The following is an 18,393-nucleotide window of genomic DNA, read 5'->3' as shown; positions in this document are numbered from 1 at the left end:
CCGTTTCTTGTGGTCGCGACCGGTCGGGTCGCTTAGCAAAGTGATATCACTTTTTCGCTCCGTGCGGTACGTACGGCAACCCTTCGGCCTTCACGTGCGTCGGTTCCTGTGGCGCGGGTGCTGATTCTCACGTCCGAATTGACCGGTATTGGCCAAGGTTGGCCAGCCTTTGTCACAGCATGCGGTGTTAGCTTTCTGAGCTGACGTCGGGGGAAATCGAGCGGAGCGGGAGCGATGGGCCGAGCAGAAGCACGTAAGGCGCAGCAGCAGCGCGGTGCGCGGCGGGCGCCGAGCGGACGCACCAAGGGCGCCGAGGGCAAGGCGGGCTCGGGCAAACGCTCCGGCATACGCCGGTTCTTCACCTGGAAGAAGATCCTCGGGACCTTCCTCGGGGGGATCCTGGTCCTCATGGCCGCGGCGATCATCCTGTACTTCTCGGTGGACGAACCCACCGACCCGAACAAGCAGGCCACGCTCCAGAGCAACACCTACCGGTACTCCGACGGCTCGATCATGGCCCGCACCGGTGAGATGAACCGCGAGCTCGTGCCGATCGACAAGATCCCCGAGGACGTCCGCACCGCCTTCATCGCCATCGAGAACAAGTCCTTCTACAAGGACCGCGGCATCGACGTGATGGGCGTGGGCCGGGGCCTGTTCAACACGGTCACCGGCAAGGGCAAGGCCGGCGGTTCGACGATCACCCAGCAGTACGTCAAGAACTACTACCTGACGCAGGACCAGTCGGCGACGCGCAAGCTCCGGGAGCTGGTGATCTCCCTCAAGGTCGACCGGCGCATGGAGAAGGACGACATCCTCGTCGGCTACCTGAACACCAACTTCTACGGCCGCAACGCGTACGGCATCCAGGCCGCGGCCCAGGCCTTCTACGGGGTCGACTCCGACAAGCTCACGCTGGAGCAGGGCGCCTACCTCGCGGCCGTCATCCAGGCCCCCAGCCAGTACGACCTGGCGACGGCCGGCCCGAACGGCACGAGGCTGGTCAACATCCGCTTCAACGCCGTCCTCGACAACATGGTCGAGATGGGCAAGCTGGACCCGGCCAAGCGCAAGACCATGACCCTCCCGCCGCCGATCAAGCCCAAGCCCCGCCCGGGCATGGACGGCCAGAAGGGCTACCTGGTCCAGGCAGCCAACGACGAGCTGAACAAGCAGAACATCAACGACGCCCAGATCGCGGCCGGCGGCTGGAACATCACGCTCAACGTCGACAAGGCGAAGCAGGCGGCGCTGGAGAAGGCCGTCGAGGACGAGCTGGAGTCCAAGCTCGACCGCAAGGACACCGCGGGCAGGCCCCAGGACCAGAGCGTCCAGGCCGGCGCGACCTCCGTGGACGCGAAGAGCGGAGCGATCGTCGCGATGTACGGCGGTCAGGGCCTGGCCGAGAAGTCCGAGAGCAACGCCCTGCGCACCGACTACCAGCCGGGCTCGACCTTCAAGCCGGTCGTGCTCGCCTCCGCCCTGGAGAACGGCGCCAAGACCCAGGACGGCAAGCCGATCACCCCGAACGCGCTCTACGACGGCACCAGCAAGCGCCAGGTCGTCGGCAGCAAGATCCCGTTCAACCCGCAGAACCAGGACAACCGGAACTTCGGCGATCCGATGATGACGGTCCAGGACGCGACCAACTTCTCGGTGAACTCCGTCTACGCGCAGATGATCGTGGACGTAAAGCCGCAGGCCGTGAAGAAGACGGCCCTGGAACTCGGCATGAAGGACCGCAAGGGCTGGGAAGACGACAAGCCGGCCATGGCGCTGGGCACCATGACCGCCAGCACCGTGGAGATGGCCGGCGTCTACGCCACCTTCGACAACCACGGCAAGAAGGTCACGCCGACCATCATCAAGAGCGCCGAGCACAAGGACCGCGAGTTCGCGCCCCAGCAGGCCATCGGCGGCCAGGCCATCAGCCGCAAGACCGCCGACACCGTCACCAAGGTGCTCACGGGCGTGGTCAACGACGAAGGCGGCTCCGGCAACAAGGTCAGGAGCAGCGCCTACGAGGCGGCCGGCAAGACCGGTACCAGCGAGTCGAACTTCTCCGGCTGGTTCACCGGCTACACGCCGGAGCTGGTCACCGTCGTCGCGATGTTCGGCGAGGAGCCGGGCACCCACACGCAGGTCACCCTGACCGGCACCGCCGGCCTGGGGCGCGCGGGCGGTTCCAGCTTCCCCGCCTCGATCTGGAAGGCGTACACCCTCGCCGCCCTCAAGGGCACGGAGACCGACTCGTTCGATCTGAAGGAGGCCGAGATGGGAGCCGCGCAGGCGCCGTCCCGCAGCACCTCCCCGTCGCCCTCCGCGAGCCAGTCCTCCAGCGCTCCGGCGACCAGCAGCGCGCCGCCGAACACGCAGGAGCCGACGCCGACGCCGACCAAGACCGGTACGAAGCCGCCGACTCCGACGCCCACGCCGACGCCGACCCCGACGCCGACCGCGACCAAGACCGGCGGTCCGAAGCCGCCGGACCCGCCGTTGTTCCCCGAGCGCTAGACCCGGGCACCAGACCCGGGCAGCAGCCCCGGGCGTCGCAGGCACACCGCCGCCCCGCAGCCTTCACGGCTCGCGGGGCGGCGGTCTGTCGTCGGCGGCCCTCGTCAGCCGCCGCCCGGGACCGCCGCCGCGATCCGGTCGCCGACGGACTTGTCGATGGTGCGCCAGTACTGGAAGGCACGCTCCAGCACCGGCCCGCTGACCCCGTCCTTCAGGTGCCCGGCGACGTTCGAGACGAGCCGGTCGCGCGCAGCGTCGTCGAGGACCTGGCGGACCATCGTGCCGGGCTGGCCCCAGTCGTCGTCCTGGGCGTGCAGCGAGTACGCCTCGCGGACCATCTCGCCCGCCGTGGCCCAGCCCGCCGGCTCGCCGAAGCGGGACACGTCGGCCACGGGGCCGCCGTAGGAGTTCGGCGCGTACGGGCGCGCCGCGTTGGACGCCTCGAACCGCATCGCTCCGTCCTTGGCGTACGAGGACACCAGCGAGCGTGTCCGGGTACGAGAACAGCCGGCCGAGCAGCATCTTGTCCTGCGACGGGCCGATCCCCGGCACCAGGTTCGAGGGCTCGAAGGCGGCCTGCTCGATGTGGATGAAGTAGTCCGGCGGATTCTTGTCCAGGGTCATCCGGCCGACCTCGATCAGCGGGTAATCGCCGTGCGGCCACACCTTGGTGAGGTCGAAGGGGTTGAAGCGGTAGCCCGCCGCGTCCTCGAAGGGCATGACCTGCACGTGCAGGGTCCAGCTCGGCGGCTCGCCGCCCGCGATCGAGTCGAAGAGGTCGCGCCGGTGGTAGTCGGGGTCCTCGCCCGCGATCCGGTCGGCGTCGGCCTGCGTCAGGAAGTCGATGCCCTGGTCCGTCTTCATGTGGTACTTGACCCAGAACCGCTCGCCGCCGCCGTTGACCCACAGGTAGGTGTGCGAGCCGTAGCCGTTCATGAACCGGTAGGTCTTGGGGATGCCCCGGTCGCCCATCAGCCACGTCACCATGTGCGCGGACTCGGGCGACAGGGTCCAGAAGTCCCACTGCATGTCGTGGTCGCGCAGCCCGTTGTCGGGACGGCGCTTCTGCGAGCGGATGAAGTCCTGGAACTTGCTCGGGTCGCGCACGAAGAAGACCGGGGTGTTGTTGCCGACCAGGTCGTAATTGCCGTGCTCGGTGTAGAACTTCAGGGCGAAACCGCGCGGGTCCCGCCAGGTGTCGGGAGAGCCCTGCTCTCCCGCGACCGTCGAGAAGCGGGCCAGCATCTCCGTCCTGCGCCCCGGCTGGAAGAGGTCGGCCTTGGTGAACTGGCTGACGTCGTTCGTCACCTGGAAGACGCCGTACGCGCCCGCGCCCTTGGCGTGAACCACCCGCTCCGGGACCCTTCCCCAAGCTCTCAACTACGTTCGAGCAGGGGAGACCCCATTCGGTTGAACTGGGCCATCTTCTCGATGAGGTAGTGGTCCTGGAGCAGGATCGGGCCGTCGGGACCGACGGTGAGCGAGTGCTCGTCGCTCTCCACCGGTATCCCGGCGTTCGTCGTCGTGTACGGGATCTTCTGCGCGTCCTGGGTCACGAGCGTCCTCCCGCGGGGGTCGGGGTGGGGTCGCCACGGTCACCTGTCAGTCAACGCCGCTCGTGCGCCCCCGGCAACGGGAGCTCGAACCAGACCACCTTTCCGCTGCTCAGCCGGGTGGCGCCCCAGCGGCGGGCCATCCGGTTCACCAGGAACAGGCCGCGGCCGCCCTCGTCGGTGTCCCGGGCCCGGCGCTGGCGCGGCAGCTGCGGGGAGTCGTCGCCGACCTCGCAGCGCAGGACGTCCGTACGCAGCAGGCGCAGGGTCACCGGCCGCTCCGCGTACCGGACGGCATTGGTGACCACCTCGCTGACCAGCAGTTCCAGCGAGTCGCTCAGCTCCTCCAGGCCCCAGCGGGTCAGCGCGCGGCGGGCGAACCGGCGGGCTCGGCCCGGAGCGGTCTCCTCCGGGTCCAGGAACCAGTACGCGACGTCACTGGGCGCGATCCCGTCGAACCGGGCCGCGAGCAGCGCGATGTCGTCGTCCCGGTCGCCCGGGCCGAGCATGTCCAGCACGTCGTCGCACAGGGCCTCCAGCGGCGGCGGGTGGTCCAGGCCCGTCAGCTGGGCGGTGGTCGCCAGGCGCTCGCGGAGCTGCTCGATGCCGGTCCACACGTCCCGCAGCCGGGACTCCACCAAGCCATCGGTGTACAGCAGCAGGGTGGCCCCGGCGGGCGCGTCCAGCTCCACGGCCTCGAAGTCCACGCCGCCGACGCCGATGGGGGCGCCGGGCGGTACGCGGAGCACCTCGGCGCGGCCGCCCAGGTGCAGCAGCACCGGCGGCGGGTGGCCGGCGTTGGCGATGGTGATCCGGTGCGCGACGGGGTCGTAGACGCAGTACAGGCAGGTCGCCATGCGGTCGGAGCCCAGGCGCTGCGCCTGCTCGTCCAGGTGGTGCAGGACCTCGGCGGGCGGCAGGTCCAGCTGTGCGAGGGTCTGCGCGGTCGTGCGGAGCTGGCCCATGATCGCGGCGGAGGTCATGGAGTGGCCCATGACGTCGCCGACGACGAGCGCGACCCGGCTGCCGGGCAGCGGTATGGCGTCGTACCAGTCGCCGCCGACCCGCGCCGTCTCGGCGGCGGGCAGGTAGCGGGAGGCCAGCCGCACCCCGGTGGGCTGGGGCAGGCTGTCGGGCAGCATGGTGCGCTGGAGCTCGTCGGCGATGTACGCCTCGCGGCCGTACAGGACCGCCTTGTCGATGCCGAGCGCGGTGTGGGTGGCCAGCTGGGCGGCGACCAGGAGGTCGTTCTGCTCGAAGGCGGGCCGCTCGGGGCTGCGCAGGAAGACGGCGGCGCCGATCACCCGGCGGCGCCCGCGCAGCGGCGCGAGGACGGCCCGGTTGCCGCGCGGCAGCGGATGGTCCGCGCCGAGCAGCTCGGGCAGGGCGGCCTTGGCGGCGGCGGATGACCCGAAGACGGGCCGTACGCCGCGCAGCACCTCGGCGAGCGCGCCGCCGGGCCGGATCTCGCACAGCTCGGCCGCGGGCAGGTCACCCTGCGGGCCGACCAGCGGCAGCTGGCTGAAGTCGAGCTCGCCGGCGGCCCCCGCGGCCCCGGCGAGGTCCAGCCCCGCGCCGATGGTGCCGGTCGAGCCGGCATCGGTGAGGTCGTCGATCGGCCGGAGCCGGTCGGTGCGCCGGAGCCTTAAAACGACCGGGCCGACGGGGCGCTCGTCCCCGACCGGGAGCGGGTCGCGCAGGTAGACGAGGATCGCGTCCGAGAAGGTCGGCACCGTGGCGCGGCACAGGCCCAGCACGATCTCGTCGAGGTCGATGCCGCGGGCGATCCGCCGGGTGGCGGCGCCTACGAAGCGCAGCCGGTCGCCCTCGCGGCGCGCCGCGCCCGCCTCTCCCGCACCTGCCGGTATCACGCTGCCGCCGCCCCCGTGCCGGTCGCCTCCGGCGAGGTACGCGGTGTCCTGCCCGGCGGCGTCCTGCGCGCTGCGCGCGGGCTCGCCGGCGGTGGTGGGGTGGGCGGGTCCTTGTCCGGGGGTGCCTTGCGCGCTGCGCGCGGGCTCGCCGGTGGCGGGGTGGGCGGAGCCCTGCCCCGGGGTGTCCTGTGCGGTGTGCGCGGCCTCGGCGTCCACGGCGCCGGCCTCCCCGCCGCGCGGGGTCCCGACGCCGCGACGGCCGCGGGCCGGGCCGCCGCCGTGCCGGGCCGCGCCCGGGCCCGCCGCGGCGTTGCGCGGCGCTTCCTCGGAGGGGCCGCCGTCCCGCGAGCGGGCGCTGCCCTGGACGGTGTCGGCCTGGGCCGGGACATCGCCGGAGTCCCCCGGCGCCTTGCCGTGGCGCCGGGGGACTCCGGCGGCGCCGCCTGCCGCGTTGCGTGCGGCCGCGCCGTCCCGGGTGCGGGCGGTGGTCCGGCCCTCGCCGGCGCCGGAGGCGGCGGCCGGTACGTCGGCCGAGGCGGCCGCGGCCTTGCCGCGGGGTCGCGGGAGTCCGGCGGCCGCACCCGCCGCGGAGCGGGCCGCGCGGGTGTCGGGGGCCGCCGGGGCCGCGCCGCCCGGGCCGTCCGCGGGGCCGCCGCCAGGCTCCACGGCATGCGTGCGTACGGCCTCGGCGGCGGCGATGGGCGCCTTGCCGTGGCCGGCCTCGTCCGTACCTCCGCCGGAGGCGACGGGCTGCGGGCCCTCCTGAGAGGTGGGGTACTCCGTCACGCGTGCAATTCCGTCCGTTTGCGCTCGATGTGCGCTGCACTCAACTCGGTCAGTCGCGGTATACCCGCTCAGCGGCCCGGGCACCATCACCCCGGGTTTCCGCGTCCCCCTCGTTACCTCTCGCTCTGTGCGGCCTCCGGTCAAGTCCCGCGTACGGCGCGATACTTGCGGAGGGACGGCCCGTGTGCACGGCCCCGCGCGCGCGACCTTGCGGAGGACGATCCTACGTTTGAACCCCCGGGGCGCATCAAGGGTCTCATGAGGTCATATGCGCCGGAGTGCGGTCCCAGTCCTTCGGCAGAACCGGAACCGGCCATGTCGGATCGGGCCGCCAGTCCTGCCAGTCGTCGGAGAACGGCGTACCCCACGCCTTGATCAGGTCGACCGCCGCACGCCCCGCGGCCTGCACCTGCCGCGCCTGGTCGCGGTCCATCAGCCCGGACCGCTGGGCCTGCGCGAACTCGTCCTCGTCCCGCCACTTCCAGCTGCGGTCGGGGTAGACGGAGATGTCGAGGAAGTGGTCCACGGAGTCGACCCCGCCCGACCACCGCGACCGCGGCTCCTCGAGGTTCACGTACCAGCTCTTGAACCGCCAGCCGTGCTCCCAGAACAGCCACACCGACCACGGGTCCCCCGGCCGGGCCAGCTTGAGCACCCCCGCACCGAACCAGCGCGCCCGAACGGTGGTGCGCGGCGCGGTGTAGCGGGTGGCGAGCGGCTCCTCGTGGACGGGGGTGCCGTCGGCGAGGACCGGCTTGACGCATTCGGTGCCGGGGGCCATCCAGACGGCCAGCAGCTCGTCGGTGTCCTGCACCACGGTCACCGGGCGGCAGATGTGGACCGGGCCCTTCAGCCCCGGGGCGTGGTCGCGGTAGCGCCAGAGGATCTGCTCCCCGGGCGCCCAGCGCATGCCCTGCGCGCCGCTCTGTGCCGCGCTGCCCCCGGGCCGGAAGGTACCTGTCATGCGCAGATCTTAGGGCGGGGGCCCGTACGCCCGCTGCGGTGCAGGTCACGGAGGTGTGAAGGGAAGGGAAACGACCGAATCCGGCCCCCGCCCGGGGGCCCCGGCGGGGCCCGTCAGGGGTGTGTCATGCGCAGGACGTCCAGGGCCTCGTCCAGCTGCTCCAGGGTGAGGGCGCCGCGCTCGACGTAGCCGGACTCCAGCACGACCTCCCTGATCGTCTTCCGCTCGGCGAGGGACTTCTTGGCGACCTTGGCCGCCTCCTCGTAGCCGATGTACCGGTTGAGCGGGGTGACGACGGAGGGCGAGGACTCGGCGTACTCCCTGGCCCGGGCCGTGTTGGCGGTGATCCCGGCGACCGTGCGGTCGGCCAGCAGCCGGCTCGAATTGCCCAGCAGCCGGATGGATTCGAGGAGGTTCCTGGCCATCACCGGGAGCATCACATTGAGCTCGAAGTTGCCGGCCGCGCCCGCCACGGCGACGGCGGTGTCGTTCCCCATCACCTGCGCGGCGACCATGAGGACGGCCTCCGGGACGACCGGATTGACCTTTCCGGGCATGATCGAGGACCCCGGCTGGAGATCCGGGAGATTGATTTCGGCCAATCCCGTGCGCGGCCCGGAAGCCATCCAGCGCAGGTCGTTGGAGATCTTGGTGAGCGAGACGGCGATCGTACGGAGCATGCCGGAGGTCTCCACCAGCGCGTCCCGGGCGCCCTGGGCCTCGAAGTGGTTGCGGGCCTCGGTCAGCGGCAGCCCGGTGGCCGAGGCCACCTCGTCGATCACGGCGGCGGAGAACCCGGGAGGGGTGTTGATCCCGGTGCCCACGGCGGTGCCGCCCAGCGGCAGCTCGGCGAGCCGGGGCAGCGCCGCGCGCAGCCGTTCGACGCCGTAGCGGAGCTGGACCGCGTAGCCGCCGAACTCCTGGCCCAGGGTGACCGGGGTGGCGTCCATCAGGTGCGTCCGGCCGGCCTTGACGACCTGCGAGAACTCCTCCGCCTTGAACTCCAGCGTGGCGGCGAGGTGCTCCAGGGCCGGGATCAGGTCGCGGGTGACGGCGGCCGTCGCGGCGATGTGGATGGAGGACGGGAAGACGTCGTTGGAGCTCTGCGAGGCGTTGACGTGGTCGTTGGGGTGGACCTCCCGGCCGAGCCGCTCGGTGGCCAGGGTGGCGATCACCTCGTTGGCGTTCATGTTGGACGAGGTCCCCGAGCCGGTCTGGAAGACGTCCACCGGGAAGTGCTCGTCCCAGCGGCCGTCCGCGACCTCGGCGGCGGCGGAGCGGATCGCCCCGGCGATGTCCTCGTCCACCACCCCCAGTTTGGCGTTCACCGCGGCCGCGGCGGCCTTGATGCGGGCGAGCGCCTCGATGTGGGCGCGCTCCAACCGCTGTCCGGAGATGGGGAAGTTCTCCACCGCGCGCTGGGTCTGGGCGCGCCACTTGGCGTGTGCGGGCACCCGTACGTCGCCCATGGAGTCGTGCTCGATCCGGAACGCATCGGCCTGCTGATCCTGTGTCATTTTCGTGGCCTCCTCAAAAAGTTGAGCAATTGTCTTGTTCGAAGTGTTCCCAACTCCCCTACCGGCCAGTAAATACCGTGGGTAACACTGACATCCGGGGAGGCGTTCATGGCACGTGCTCGTACGAAACCCAGGCTCAGATCTACCTTCGCCGCAGTCGCGGCGATCGCGGCCGCCCTCGGGGGCGTCACCGCCATCACCCCCATGGCCCAGGCGGCGACCCCCGCGGCCACCACCGCCGGGGCGGTGACCCCCCTCTCGCCCGAGCTGGAGGCGATCCGCGCCGCGGAGGCCGTCAAGATCTACGGCGACGCGGCCGTCCGCCCGCTGAACGAGCGCAAGACCGGCCTGATCTCGCTGGGCGACAGCGAGATATCGGGCGAGGGCGTCGGCAACTACGACCCCGCGACCAACACGCCGTCCAACCAGTGCCACCGGTCGCCCGACTCGGCGATCCACCGCACCGGCATCCCGGCCGACCTCACCTTCAACGTCTCCTGCTCCGGCGGCTACACCGGCAACATCAGGATCGGCGGCAGCAAGCAGTACGCCGACGAGCTGGTGCAGAGCGACAACCTCGCCATCAAAGCACGCAACACGAAGATCAAGATGGTGCTGCTGGTCGCCGGGGCCAACGACGACCTCCAGTTCGGCCCGGTCATGACCGACTGCGTGACCCGCTGGGTGCTCAGCCAGGGCACCTGCGAGCCCAAGTACGGGCCCGGCTGGCAGGGGCGCGTCGACGGCCTCAAGCCGAAGGTCGAGGCGACGGTCGCGGACCTCAAGACCGTCATGCGGGACGCCGGCTACGCCGACTCCGACTACAAGCTGGTCGTGATGGGCTACCCCAGCCCCATCGGCCCCGACTTCAACGACAACCCCGGCTTCCCCGGCAAGCTGCCCGGCGGCTGCGCGGGCTACGACTCCGACGCCACCTGGGGCCGCAACTACGCGGTGCCCACCTTCGAGAAGGGCATGCGGGAGGCCGCGCGCAACTCCGGCGCCGTCTACCTCGACAACTCCCGGCTCTTCCACGGCCACGAGGTCTGCATGGAGGACACCTGGGCCCGGGGCCTCTACCTGGACCTCGGGGACCACTTCCCGTGGGACGAGAACACCGCCCGCCAGTCCTTCCACCCCAACTACCGGGGCCACGGCGCGTTCGCGTCCTGCCTGACCCAGCTGTACAACTCGGGGCTGCGCGAGGCCTCCTGCGCCGACCCGGCCGGCACGGGCACCCCGGTCCTCCAGGCCGGAGCCTGGGACTCCCTCTACGCACCCCTCAAGAACGAGGCGACCGGCAACTGCCTCGACGCGAAGGGCGGCTCCAGCGCCAATGAGACGGCGGTCCTGGGCTGGGACTGCCACGGCGGCCGCAACCAGGGCTGGTGGTACGACGCGGCGCGCAAGTCGGTCCACGTCGAGCTCACCCACGACCGCTGCCTCGACGCCCCCGGCGCCAACTACGGCGCGGGCACAGGCCTGATCATCTGGAACTGCCACGGCGGCGCGAACCAGCAGTTCGTCCGCGACGGCGCCACCCTGCGCCCCGCGGCCGCCCCGGGCATGTGCCTGACGGTGTCCGCCGCCCACGAGCCGGCCCGCCTCCAGGCCTGCAACGGCTCGGCGAGCCAGCGCTTCGTCTGACCGCCGCTCCCTGATTCCCCCCACACCCGGCCGGCGCACCCCGGCCGGGTGTCACCGTCCCTCCAGGTGCTCCCGCACCTCGCGCGGCCGGTTGGTGATGATCGTGTCCACCCCGAGCCGCAGGCACAGCTCCACGTCCTCGGGCTCGTCGACGGTCCACACCCGTACGGCCAGCCCCTTGGCCTTCAGCCGGCCCACCAGCCCCGGATCCTTCCGTACGAGGTCGATGCCAGGGCCCGCGTGGGTCGTGTACGGGGGCCGCACCGGGCGGACCTTGCGCTCGATGAGGAACACGGTGGGCAGCCCGGGCGCGAGCCGGTGCATCCGGGTCAGCGCGTTGCGGGAGAAGCTCATCACCTCGACGAGGCCCGAGGAGCCGTCGGCGAGCCCGTGGTCCGCGAGCGTCCGCACCAGCTCGGCCTCCAGGCGGCCGCCCGCACGCGTCGGGTGCTTGGTCTCGACGGCGAGCCCGACGGGGCGGCCGGCGGACAGCGCCTCCTTGAGCAGGTCCTCGAAGAGCAGCACCTGCGCTCCGCGGTGCGCCTCGCCCTTCCACCCGCCGAAGTCGAGGGCGGACAGCTCCTCGTAGGTCATCTCGGAGACGACCCCCCGCCCGTCGGAGGTCCGGTCGACGCGCCGGTCGTGCACACAGACCAGCCGCCGGTCGGCGGTGAGCCGCACATCGCACTCCAGCGCGTCCGCGCCGTCGGCGATGGCCTGCCGGTAGGCGGCGAGAGTGTGCTCGGGGTGCGCGTGGGACGCCCCGCGGTGGGCGACCACCCGGACGGCGCGGGCGGGACGGAGGGGAGACGTCGCAGTCATTCGGAAATCCTTGCAAACCGGGGTGAACGGCCAGGTGCGGGCCTGTGTCGCAGACGTTAACCGGATCCCTCCCCTTCCCCGGCCGGGGGCTCGGTGGTTTCCCCGGCCGGGGCCGGGCAGGACACCCGCTAGGGCTTGGCCGCGGGCTGAGGGGGCAGCGGCGCCGGGGTGACCTTGAAGCCGCCCTTCGTGACCTCCGTGAAGGGGGCCGGGGCCATGCAGGTGCCCACCGTGGGCTCGGCCACCGAACCGTCCGGCTTCACATCGACGTTGACGATGGCCCACGAGAAGCCCAGGCGGTCGGGTCCGCCGCGTTCGCCGTCCTGGACGCTGATGCCGATCCGGCGGCCCTCCCACCCGACGTTCGAGGACGTGACCACCGCTGTCACCGTGGCCGTTCGGCCTCCGGTGACCAGGCAGTCCACCTCCGCTTCGGCGACGCCGGTGAAGCCCGTCTCGGAGAAGTGGTGGTAGACGGTCACCCGGCCGCGGGCATCGGTCGGCAGCCCCTGCTCGGCACCCGGGAAGGGCCTGCTCCACGGCTTCGCGTCGGCATCGACGGTGAAGCGGATGTCGTCCGCCTTGGGCGCGTAGGGGAAGACCACCGTCCCGCCGCCGTGCACCGCGGCGAGCTTCGGCGCGGCAGGTGCGGCAGGTGCAGCCGGCGCGGCCGGCGCCGGAGCCGCCCCGATCAGGGTCGCCACCAGGGCGGCGGATCCGGTGAGGGCGAGGGTGCGCGTGCGGTTCTTCATCGTGAACTCCCGTTGCGAGTGGCCCGTTTGGGTACGGGAACAGCTTCGCCGGGAGCCCGCCGGTGATTCATCTGCCGATCGGCGGACATGTCCGAGGGCCTCTCCCCCGAACGGGGGAGGGGCCCTCCGCCGGTCGGCAGAGGGCCCCTCGGGGGTCGCGTTACAGGCCCGGACCGCGCACCGGGATGTGGGTGAACGTCGGCTCCGGGGCCGGGTTCTGGAAGAAGTCGTTGCCCTTGTCGTCGACCACGATGAAGGCCGGGAAGTCCTCGACCTCGATCTTCCAGACCGCCTCCATGCCGAGCTCCTCGTACTCCAGGACCTCGACCTTCTTGATGCAGTCCTGGGCCAGCCGCGCCGCCGGGCCGCCGATCGAGCCCAGGTAGAAGCCGCCGTGCGTGCCGCACGCGTCCGTCACCTGCTGGGAACGGTTGCCCTTGGCCAGCATGACCTTGGAGCCGCCCGCCGCCTGGAACTGCTCCACGTACGAGTCCATGCGGCCGGCCGTGGTCGGGCCGAAGGAGCCCGACGCGTAGCCCTCGGGGGTCTTCGCGGGGCCGGCGTAGTAGACCGGGTGGTCCTTCAGGTACTGCGGCATCTCCGCGCCCGAGTCCAGCAGCTCCTTGATCTTGGCGTGCGCGATGTCGCGCGCCACGACCAGCGGGCCGGTCAGCGAGAGCCGGGTCTTGACCGGGTGCTTGGTCAGGGTCGCCAGGATCTCGTCCATCGGCTGGTTCAGGTCGATGGACACGACGTCCGAGGACTCGTCCAGGTGCGACTCCGTCGTCTCCGGCAGGAAGCGCGCCGGGTCCGTCTCCAGCTGCTCCAGGAAGACGCCCTCGGCGGTGATCTTCGCGGTGGCCTGGCGGTCCGCCGAGCAGGACACGGCGATCGCGACCGGCAGGGACGCGCCGTGGCGCGGCAGGCGCACCACGCGGACGTCGTGGCAGAAGTACTTGCCGCCGAACTGCGCGCCGATGCCGATCTTCTGGGTGAGTTCGAAGACCTGCTGTTCCAGGGCTTCGTCGCGGAAGCCGTGGCCCAGGGCGGAACCCTCGCGCGGCAGCTCGTCCAGGTAGTGCGCGGAGGCGTACTTCGCGGTCTTCAGCGCGTGCTCGGCCGAGGTGCCGCCGACCACGATCGCCAGGTGGTAGGGCGGGCAGGCCGCCGTACCGAGCGAGCGGATCTTCTCCTCCAGGAACTTCATCATGGAGGCCTCGTTGAGGACCGCCTTGGTCTCCTGGTAGAGGAAGGACTTGTTGGCGGAGCCGCCGCCCTTGGCCATGAAGAGGAACTTGTACGCGCCGCCGTCGGTCGCGTACAGCTCGATCTGCGCGGGCAGGTTCGAGCCGGTGTTCTTCTCCTCCCACATGGTGATCGGGGCCATCTGCGAGTAGCGCAGGTTCAGGCGCGTGTAGGCGTCGTAGATGCCGCGCGAGAGGGCCGCCTCGTCGCCGCCCTCGGTGAGGACGTTCTGGCCGCGCTTGCCCATCACGATCGCCGTGCCCGTGTCCTGGCACATCGGCAGGACGCCGGCCGCCGCGATGTTCGCGTTCTTGAGGAGGTCGAGCGCGACGAACTTGTCGTTCGAGGAGGCCTCGGGGTCGTCGATGATGCGGCGCAGCTGCGCGAGGTGCGCGGGGCGCAGGAAGTGCTGGATGTCGTGGATGGCCTCTTCGGCGAGCTTGCGCAGCGCCTCCGGCTCGACCTTGAGGAACGTACGGCCGTCCGCCTCGAAGGTGGACACGCCCTCGGCGGTCACCAGCCGGTAGGGGGTGGTGTCCTCGCCCAGGGGCAGCAGGTCGGTGTACGCGAACGCTGGGCCGGGGGGGCGGGAGCTAAGGGACATTGGGGGCATTCCTCACTCGACAGACGGCGCTGACGACCAATTGGCAGCGCAGTCATCCAGCGTAGAACGTCCTGCCGTGCCCGTGGTTGTGAGGTAAGGCTCACTCGGCGCGCGCTCCACTCCACTCGGCAGTATCGCGATCTATCGTGTCTCGCTATGCTGAGTGCCGTGGACCTGGAAAAGCACCCCGCCGCCCCCGCGCCGGCCCCGACGCCGGCCTCCGCCCCGGCCCCCGCCGAGCTGCGCGCCTCCGACGCCGACCGGGACCGGATCGCCCAGATCCTGGCCGACGCCGTCGCCGAGGGCCGGCTGACCGCCGAGGAGCACTCCGAGCGCCTGGACTCGCTGTACGCCCTCAAGACGGTGGGCGAGCTGGAAGTCCTCGTACGGGACCTGCCCGCGCCGGGCAGCGGCCGCACCCCGCCCGCGTACGCGACGCCCGGCCCCGGCGGCCCCGTCGAGAGCGTCGTCGCCGTGTGCAGCAGCTCCGCCCGCAAGGGCCGCTGGCGCCCCGGCGCGCAGACCCGCGCGGTCTCGGTCATGGGCGACATCACCATCGACCTCACCGAGGCGGTCTTCGAGCAGCAGGTCACCGAGATCAACGTGACCTGCGTCCTCGGGAACGTCGAGGTCCTGGTCCCGGAGAACGTCACGCTACGCGGCTACGGCAGCGGAGTCCTCGGCAACTTCGAGGTGCGCGGCGAGGGCCGGGGCGAGACCGACCCGCAGGCCCCGGTGGTGATCGTCCGCGGCTTCGCGCTGCTCGGCAACATCGAGGCCCGGCCCAAGCTCGGAGCCCGCCTGGTCGATCTGGCCCTCAAGCTGCGCAAGCGCCTGGACGGCTGACCGCCGTACCAAACGGCCCCGCTCCGGCGGTATTTGGCCGAAGTGCTTCTAGGATCCGGATCATGACCGCATCCAAGTGGGACCTGCTCGACCGCGCACACGAAGCCCTGCGCATCGCCGTCATCGGCGTACCCGCCGACGCCTGGGACCGCCCGACGCCGTCCGAGAAGTGGAACGTCACCCAGGTGTTCCAGCACGCGGCCGGCGACCAGCTCGCCTACGCCGCCCGCCTCACCGGCGGCTCCGGTCCCGCCGAGGATCCCTTCGAGCCGTCCGGCACCCTGGCGGGCCCCCCGGCGCAGCTGCTGGAGCCGGCGCTCGCCGCCGCGGCCGAGGCCTTCGCCGGACTCGCGCCCGGGACCGCCGAGGTCGAGGTCCCGCTGCCCCCGTTCACCGTGTCCGTCGAGACGGCCGTCGGCGCGGCCGCCCTCGACGCCGCCGTGCACGCCTGGGACATCTCCGTCGCCACCGGTCAGGCATCGCCGCTGACGGACGCCCTGGCCTCCGCCCTGCGCCCGGCCGCCGACGCCCTCGTAGAGCCGCTGCGCGGCTTCGCCTACGGCCCGGAACTCGCGCCCCCGGCGGGCGAGGCGAGCGGTCCGGCGGACGCCCTGCTGGCCTTCCTGGGCCGGGATTCCCAGTGGGCGCCGCCCGCGGTCTGACGGGGTGCGGGGGAGGGGCACGTTTCGGACGAACCCTTGCGGGCCGGTGGCACACAGTGCATAGGGCCACGCACAGCGGGTAGGGACAGGTGCATCGTCTCTCGCTCGCGTATCCGTCGTCAGGAGTAGACCGTGCCGCATCCGCCGCATCAGTCCCTGCAGGTTGCCGCCGTAAAGAGTCTTCAGGCGCGTCCGGCCGCCGTGCCGAGGCCGCGGGTGCCGGCGAGGGAAGAGGACGGCCCATGGCACGCGGAGGCGGTCTGCCGCCGCGACGAGGCGGGGCTCTTCTTCGCCCCCTCCAAGGAGCCCACCGCGGCCCGCCTCTCCCGCGAGGAGGCCGCCAAGCGCGTCTGCGCCCGCTGCCCGGTGATGGTCGCCTGCCGGGAGCACGCACTGCTCCAGCCCGAGCCGTACGGGGTCTGGGGCGGCCTCACCGCCGCCGAGCGGCGGGTGGTACTGGCCAGGATGCGACGCAGGTCCGCCGAACTGCGCCAGACCCCGGGGCCCGGCCCCATCGCGGCCGCGGGCTGACGGGTCGGGATATCCAGCCCCGCCTGGGGGCCCCTCCCAGCGGTAGCTGGGGGAGTTTGAGGCGCGGGGTCTGGGGCGGAGCCCCAGGTCTTTGAGCCGCGCGGGCGCGACGGGCCGCACGCACCGGCTTGCGCGAAGCCCCGTAGCACTGCCGCGGCGCGCGACGTACGCGGACATGCCGGAGGGGCGGTCCCGCCGCACACGGGAACCGCCCCTCCCTGCCGAGCGAGCCGCAGGCTACAGCGCTCGGTCGAAGTCGATCGCGCTGTAAGCCCGCAGCTTCGACAGCCGGTGCGTCGAGTCGATCTGCCGGATCGTGCCGGACTTCGAGCGCATGACCAGCGAGGACGTCGTCGCGGTCGCCGCGCGGTAGTGGACGCCGCGCAGCAGCTCGCCGTCCGTGATGCCGGTGGCGACGAAGAAGACGTTCTCGCCGGATACCAGGTCGTTCGTGTGCAGGACGCGGTCCAGGTCGTGGCCCGCGTCGATGGCCTTCTGGCGCTCGGCCTCGTCCTTGGGCCACAGCTTGCCCTGGATCGTGCCGCCGAGGCACTTTATGGCGCAGGCCGAGATGATGCCCTCGGGGGTGCCGCCGATGCCGAGGAGCAGGTCCACGCCGGTGCCCTCGCGCACCGCCATGACCGAGCCCGCGACGTCGCCGTCCGAGATGAACTTGATCCGGGCGCCGGTCTCGCGGATCTCCTTGACGATGCCCTCGTGGCGGGGGCGGTCCAGGATGACCACGGTGACGTCCTCGGGGGCCATCCCCTTGGCCTTGGCGACGCGGCGGATGTTCACCGAGACGGGGGCGTTGATGTCGACGAAGTCGGCGGCCTCAGGGCCCGTGACCAGCTTCTCCATGTAGAACACCGCGGACGGGTCGAACATGGTGCCGCGGTCGGCGGCGGCCAGGACGGCGATGGCGTTCGGCATGCCCTTGGCGTTCAGGGTGGTGCCGTCGATCGGGTCCACGGCGATGTCGACCTCGGCACCGGTGCCGTCGCCGACCCGCTCGCCGTTGAAGAGCATGGGGGCTTCGTCCTTCTCCCCCTCGCCGATGACGACGACGCCGTTCATCGAGACGGTGGAGATCAGCGTCCGCATCGCGTTGACCGCGGCGCCGTCCGCGCCGAGCTTGTCACCGCGGCCGACCCACCGGCCCGCGGCCATGGCGGCAGCCTCGGTGACCCGGACGAGTTCCAGGGCGAGGTTGCGGTCGGGGGCCTCCGGAGAGACTTCGAGCTGGGGCGGCAGGTTGTGCTCGGTCATCGGAGCGCACCTTTCTGTACGGCGACGGCCGGGAAGTGAGGGTGCTGGAACTCTATCGGTACGTCGACATATTGAGCAGGGCGGGTCACGTATGAGCGGTATATCGGTCATGCGAATGTCCTGAGCGGACATCTTGCGGCCCTTCCGTGCCCATCCCGTGCACGCCGCGCCGACTCCCGGGGTGACCCCGGCGGTGATCGCTCCCGGCGATGCGGGACGATGGTCCCGTGGCAGGTATGAAAGGCAAGCAGACGATCTGGGACATGGTCCGGTCGCTGGGAGTGATCGGCATCGTCGTCGCGGGGATCTACCTCTTCATCCCGCATGACGACCAGGCCGATCCGACGCACACGGTCGACTACCGGGTGGAGACGATCACGGCCCGGCGCGCGGCCCCGTACCCGGTGGCGGCCCCCGTGGGGCTCCCGGAGGAGTGGCGGGCGACCTCGGTGACGTACGAGCGCAAGAACGCCAACTCCTGGCACCTGGGCTTCCTCGACCCGGGCAAGCAGTACGTGGCGGTGGAGCAGTCCACGGACGCCTCCGCCAAGTACGTCGGCAAGGTCACCCAGCAGGCGCAGCCCACCGGGCAGACCCAACAGGTCGGCGACGTGGCGTGGGAGCGCTGGGACGGGGAGAAGTACGACGCCCTCGTCCGGCAGGAGCAGGGCCACGTCACGGTGGTCACCGGGACGGCCTCCTTCGAGCAGCTCGGCACGATGGCGGCGGCGCTGGAGTTCAAGTAGGGCAAGTAGAGCCGGTAGGGCCGGCATGTACGGCAACGCGGAGAGGCCGCGCACCCCCAAGGGG

At 71.6% G+C, this 18,393-nt stretch carries 13 protein-coding genes and 1 pseudogene; 6 read left to right on the top strand and 8 right to left on the bottom strand.

What is annotated here, in order from left to right; genetic code table 11:
* Nucleotides 1-234 precede the first annotated feature (234 nt).
* The gene (locus ACFWBN_RS17945) at nt 235-2,514 is read left to right on the top strand and encodes a transglycosylase domain-containing protein (RefSeq protein WP_385177640.1); all 2,280 of its coding nucleotides are present in this window, start codon (nt 235-237) and stop codon (nt 2,512-2,514) included.
* Nucleotides 2,515-2,618: 104 nt separating this feature from the next.
* On the opposite strand, the pseudogene ACFWBN_RS17940 reads toward ACFWBN_RS17945, so the two are convergent.
* From ACFWBN_RS17940 to ACFWBN_RS17925, 4 genes and pseudogenes are all read right to left on the bottom strand, one after another.
* Nucleotides 2,619-4,070 (bottom strand): annotated as a pseudogene (locus tag ACFWBN_RS17940) (catalase).
* A 50-nt stretch (nt 4,071-4,120) separates the two neighbouring features.
* Nucleotides 4,121-6,154, bottom strand: coding sequence for a SpoIIE family protein phosphatase (locus tag ACFWBN_RS17935; protein WP_385177901.1), 2,034 nt, complete (start codon nt 6,152-6,154; stop codon nt 4,121-4,123).
* A gap of 826 nt (nt 6,155-6,980) precedes the next feature.
* Nucleotides 6,981-7,688 carry a DUF402 domain-containing protein gene (locus tag ACFWBN_RS17930; protein ID WP_385177638.1) on the bottom strand — a complete coding sequence of 236 codons (708 nt, stop codon included), beginning with the start codon at nt 7,686-7,688 and terminating at the stop codon, nt 6,981-6,983.
* 113 nt (nt 7,689-7,801) lie between these two features.
* On the bottom strand, nt 7,802-9,205 hold the full coding sequence (locus tag ACFWBN_RS17925) for a class II fumarate hydratase (RefSeq protein ID WP_385177636.1): 1,404 nt from the start codon (nt 9,203-9,205) through the stop codon (nt 7,802-7,804).
* 108 nt (nt 9,206-9,313) lie between these two features.
* Here ACFWBN_RS17925 and ACFWBN_RS17920 point away from each other — a divergent pair, with 108 nt between their 5' ends.
* Nucleotides 9,314-10,852: a ricin-type beta-trefoil lectin domain protein gene (locus ACFWBN_RS17920; RefSeq protein ID WP_385177633.1), complete on the top strand. Its 1,539-nt coding sequence runs from the start codon at nt 9,314-9,316 to the stop codon at nt 10,850-10,852.
* Between the two features lie 51 nt (nt 10,853-10,903).
* On the opposite strand, the gene ACFWBN_RS17915 is transcribed toward ACFWBN_RS17920, so the two are convergent.
* The 3 genes from ACFWBN_RS17915 to ACFWBN_RS17905 all read right to left on the bottom strand — a co-directional run bounded on the left by ACFWBN_RS17915 (nt 10,904) and on the right by ACFWBN_RS17905 (nt 14,275).
* The gene (locus tag ACFWBN_RS17915; RefSeq protein ID WP_385177631.1) at nt 10,904-11,674 is read right to left on the bottom strand and encodes a glycerophosphodiester phosphodiesterase; all 771 of its coding nucleotides are present in this window, start codon (nt 11,672-11,674) and stop codon (nt 10,904-10,906) included.
* Between the two features lie 128 nt (nt 11,675-11,802).
* A complete protein-coding gene (locus ACFWBN_RS17910; protein ID WP_385177629.1) occupies nt 11,803-12,426 on the bottom strand; it encodes a hypothetical protein in 624 nt (207 codons plus the stop codon).
* Between the two features lie 160 nt (nt 12,427-12,586).
* Entirely contained in the window at nt 12,587-14,275 is a 1,689-nt protein-coding gene (locus tag ACFWBN_RS17905) for a fumarate hydratase (protein WP_385177627.1), read from the bottom strand.
* Nucleotides 14,276-14,443: 168 nt separating this feature from the next.
* Here ACFWBN_RS17905 and ACFWBN_RS17900 point away from each other — a divergent pair, with 168 nt between their 5' ends.
* The 3 genes from ACFWBN_RS17900 to ACFWBN_RS17890 all read left to right on the top strand — a co-directional run bounded on the left by ACFWBN_RS17900 (nt 14,444) and on the right by ACFWBN_RS17890 (nt 16,314).
* Nucleotides 14,444-15,121 (top strand): DUF1707 domain-containing protein, encoded by a 678-nt coding sequence (locus ACFWBN_RS17900; RefSeq protein ID WP_385177625.1) that lies wholly within the window; start codon nt 14,444-14,446, stop codon nt 15,119-15,121.
* Between the two features lie 62 nt (nt 15,122-15,183).
* A complete protein-coding gene (locus ACFWBN_RS17895) occupies nt 15,184-15,783 on the top strand; it encodes a TIGR03086 family metal-binding protein (RefSeq protein ID WP_385177622.1) in 600 nt (199 codons plus the stop codon).
* A gap of 132 nt (nt 15,784-15,915) precedes the next feature.
* Nucleotides 15,916-16,314 carry a WhiB family transcriptional regulator gene (locus ACFWBN_RS17890; protein WP_385177620.1) on the top strand — a complete coding sequence of 133 codons (399 nt, stop codon included), beginning with the start codon at nt 15,916-15,918 and terminating at the stop codon, nt 16,312-16,314.
* 237 nt (nt 16,315-16,551) lie between these two features.
* Here ACFWBN_RS17890 and glpX read toward each other — a convergent pair whose 3' ends face one another.
* Entirely contained in the window at nt 16,552-17,583 is a 1,032-nt protein-coding gene (gene glpX / locus ACFWBN_RS17885) for a class II fructose-bisphosphatase (protein WP_385177618.1), read from the bottom strand.
* A 236-nt stretch (nt 17,584-17,819) separates the two neighbouring features.
* Between glpX and ACFWBN_RS17880 the strand changes: the two genes are divergently transcribed.
* Nucleotides 17,820-18,329, top strand: coding sequence for a DUF4245 domain-containing protein (locus ACFWBN_RS17880; RefSeq protein WP_385177899.1), 510 nt, complete (start codon nt 17,820-17,822; stop codon nt 18,327-18,329).
* The last annotated feature ends 64 nt before the right edge of the window (nt 18,330-18,393 follow it).

This window comes from Streptomyces sp. NPDC059989 (assembly GCF_042736975.1).
GTDB lineage: Bacteria > Actinomycetota > Actinomycetes > Streptomycetales > Streptomycetaceae > Streptomyces.
This window is presented reverse-complemented; position numbering and strand designations above follow the sequence as displayed.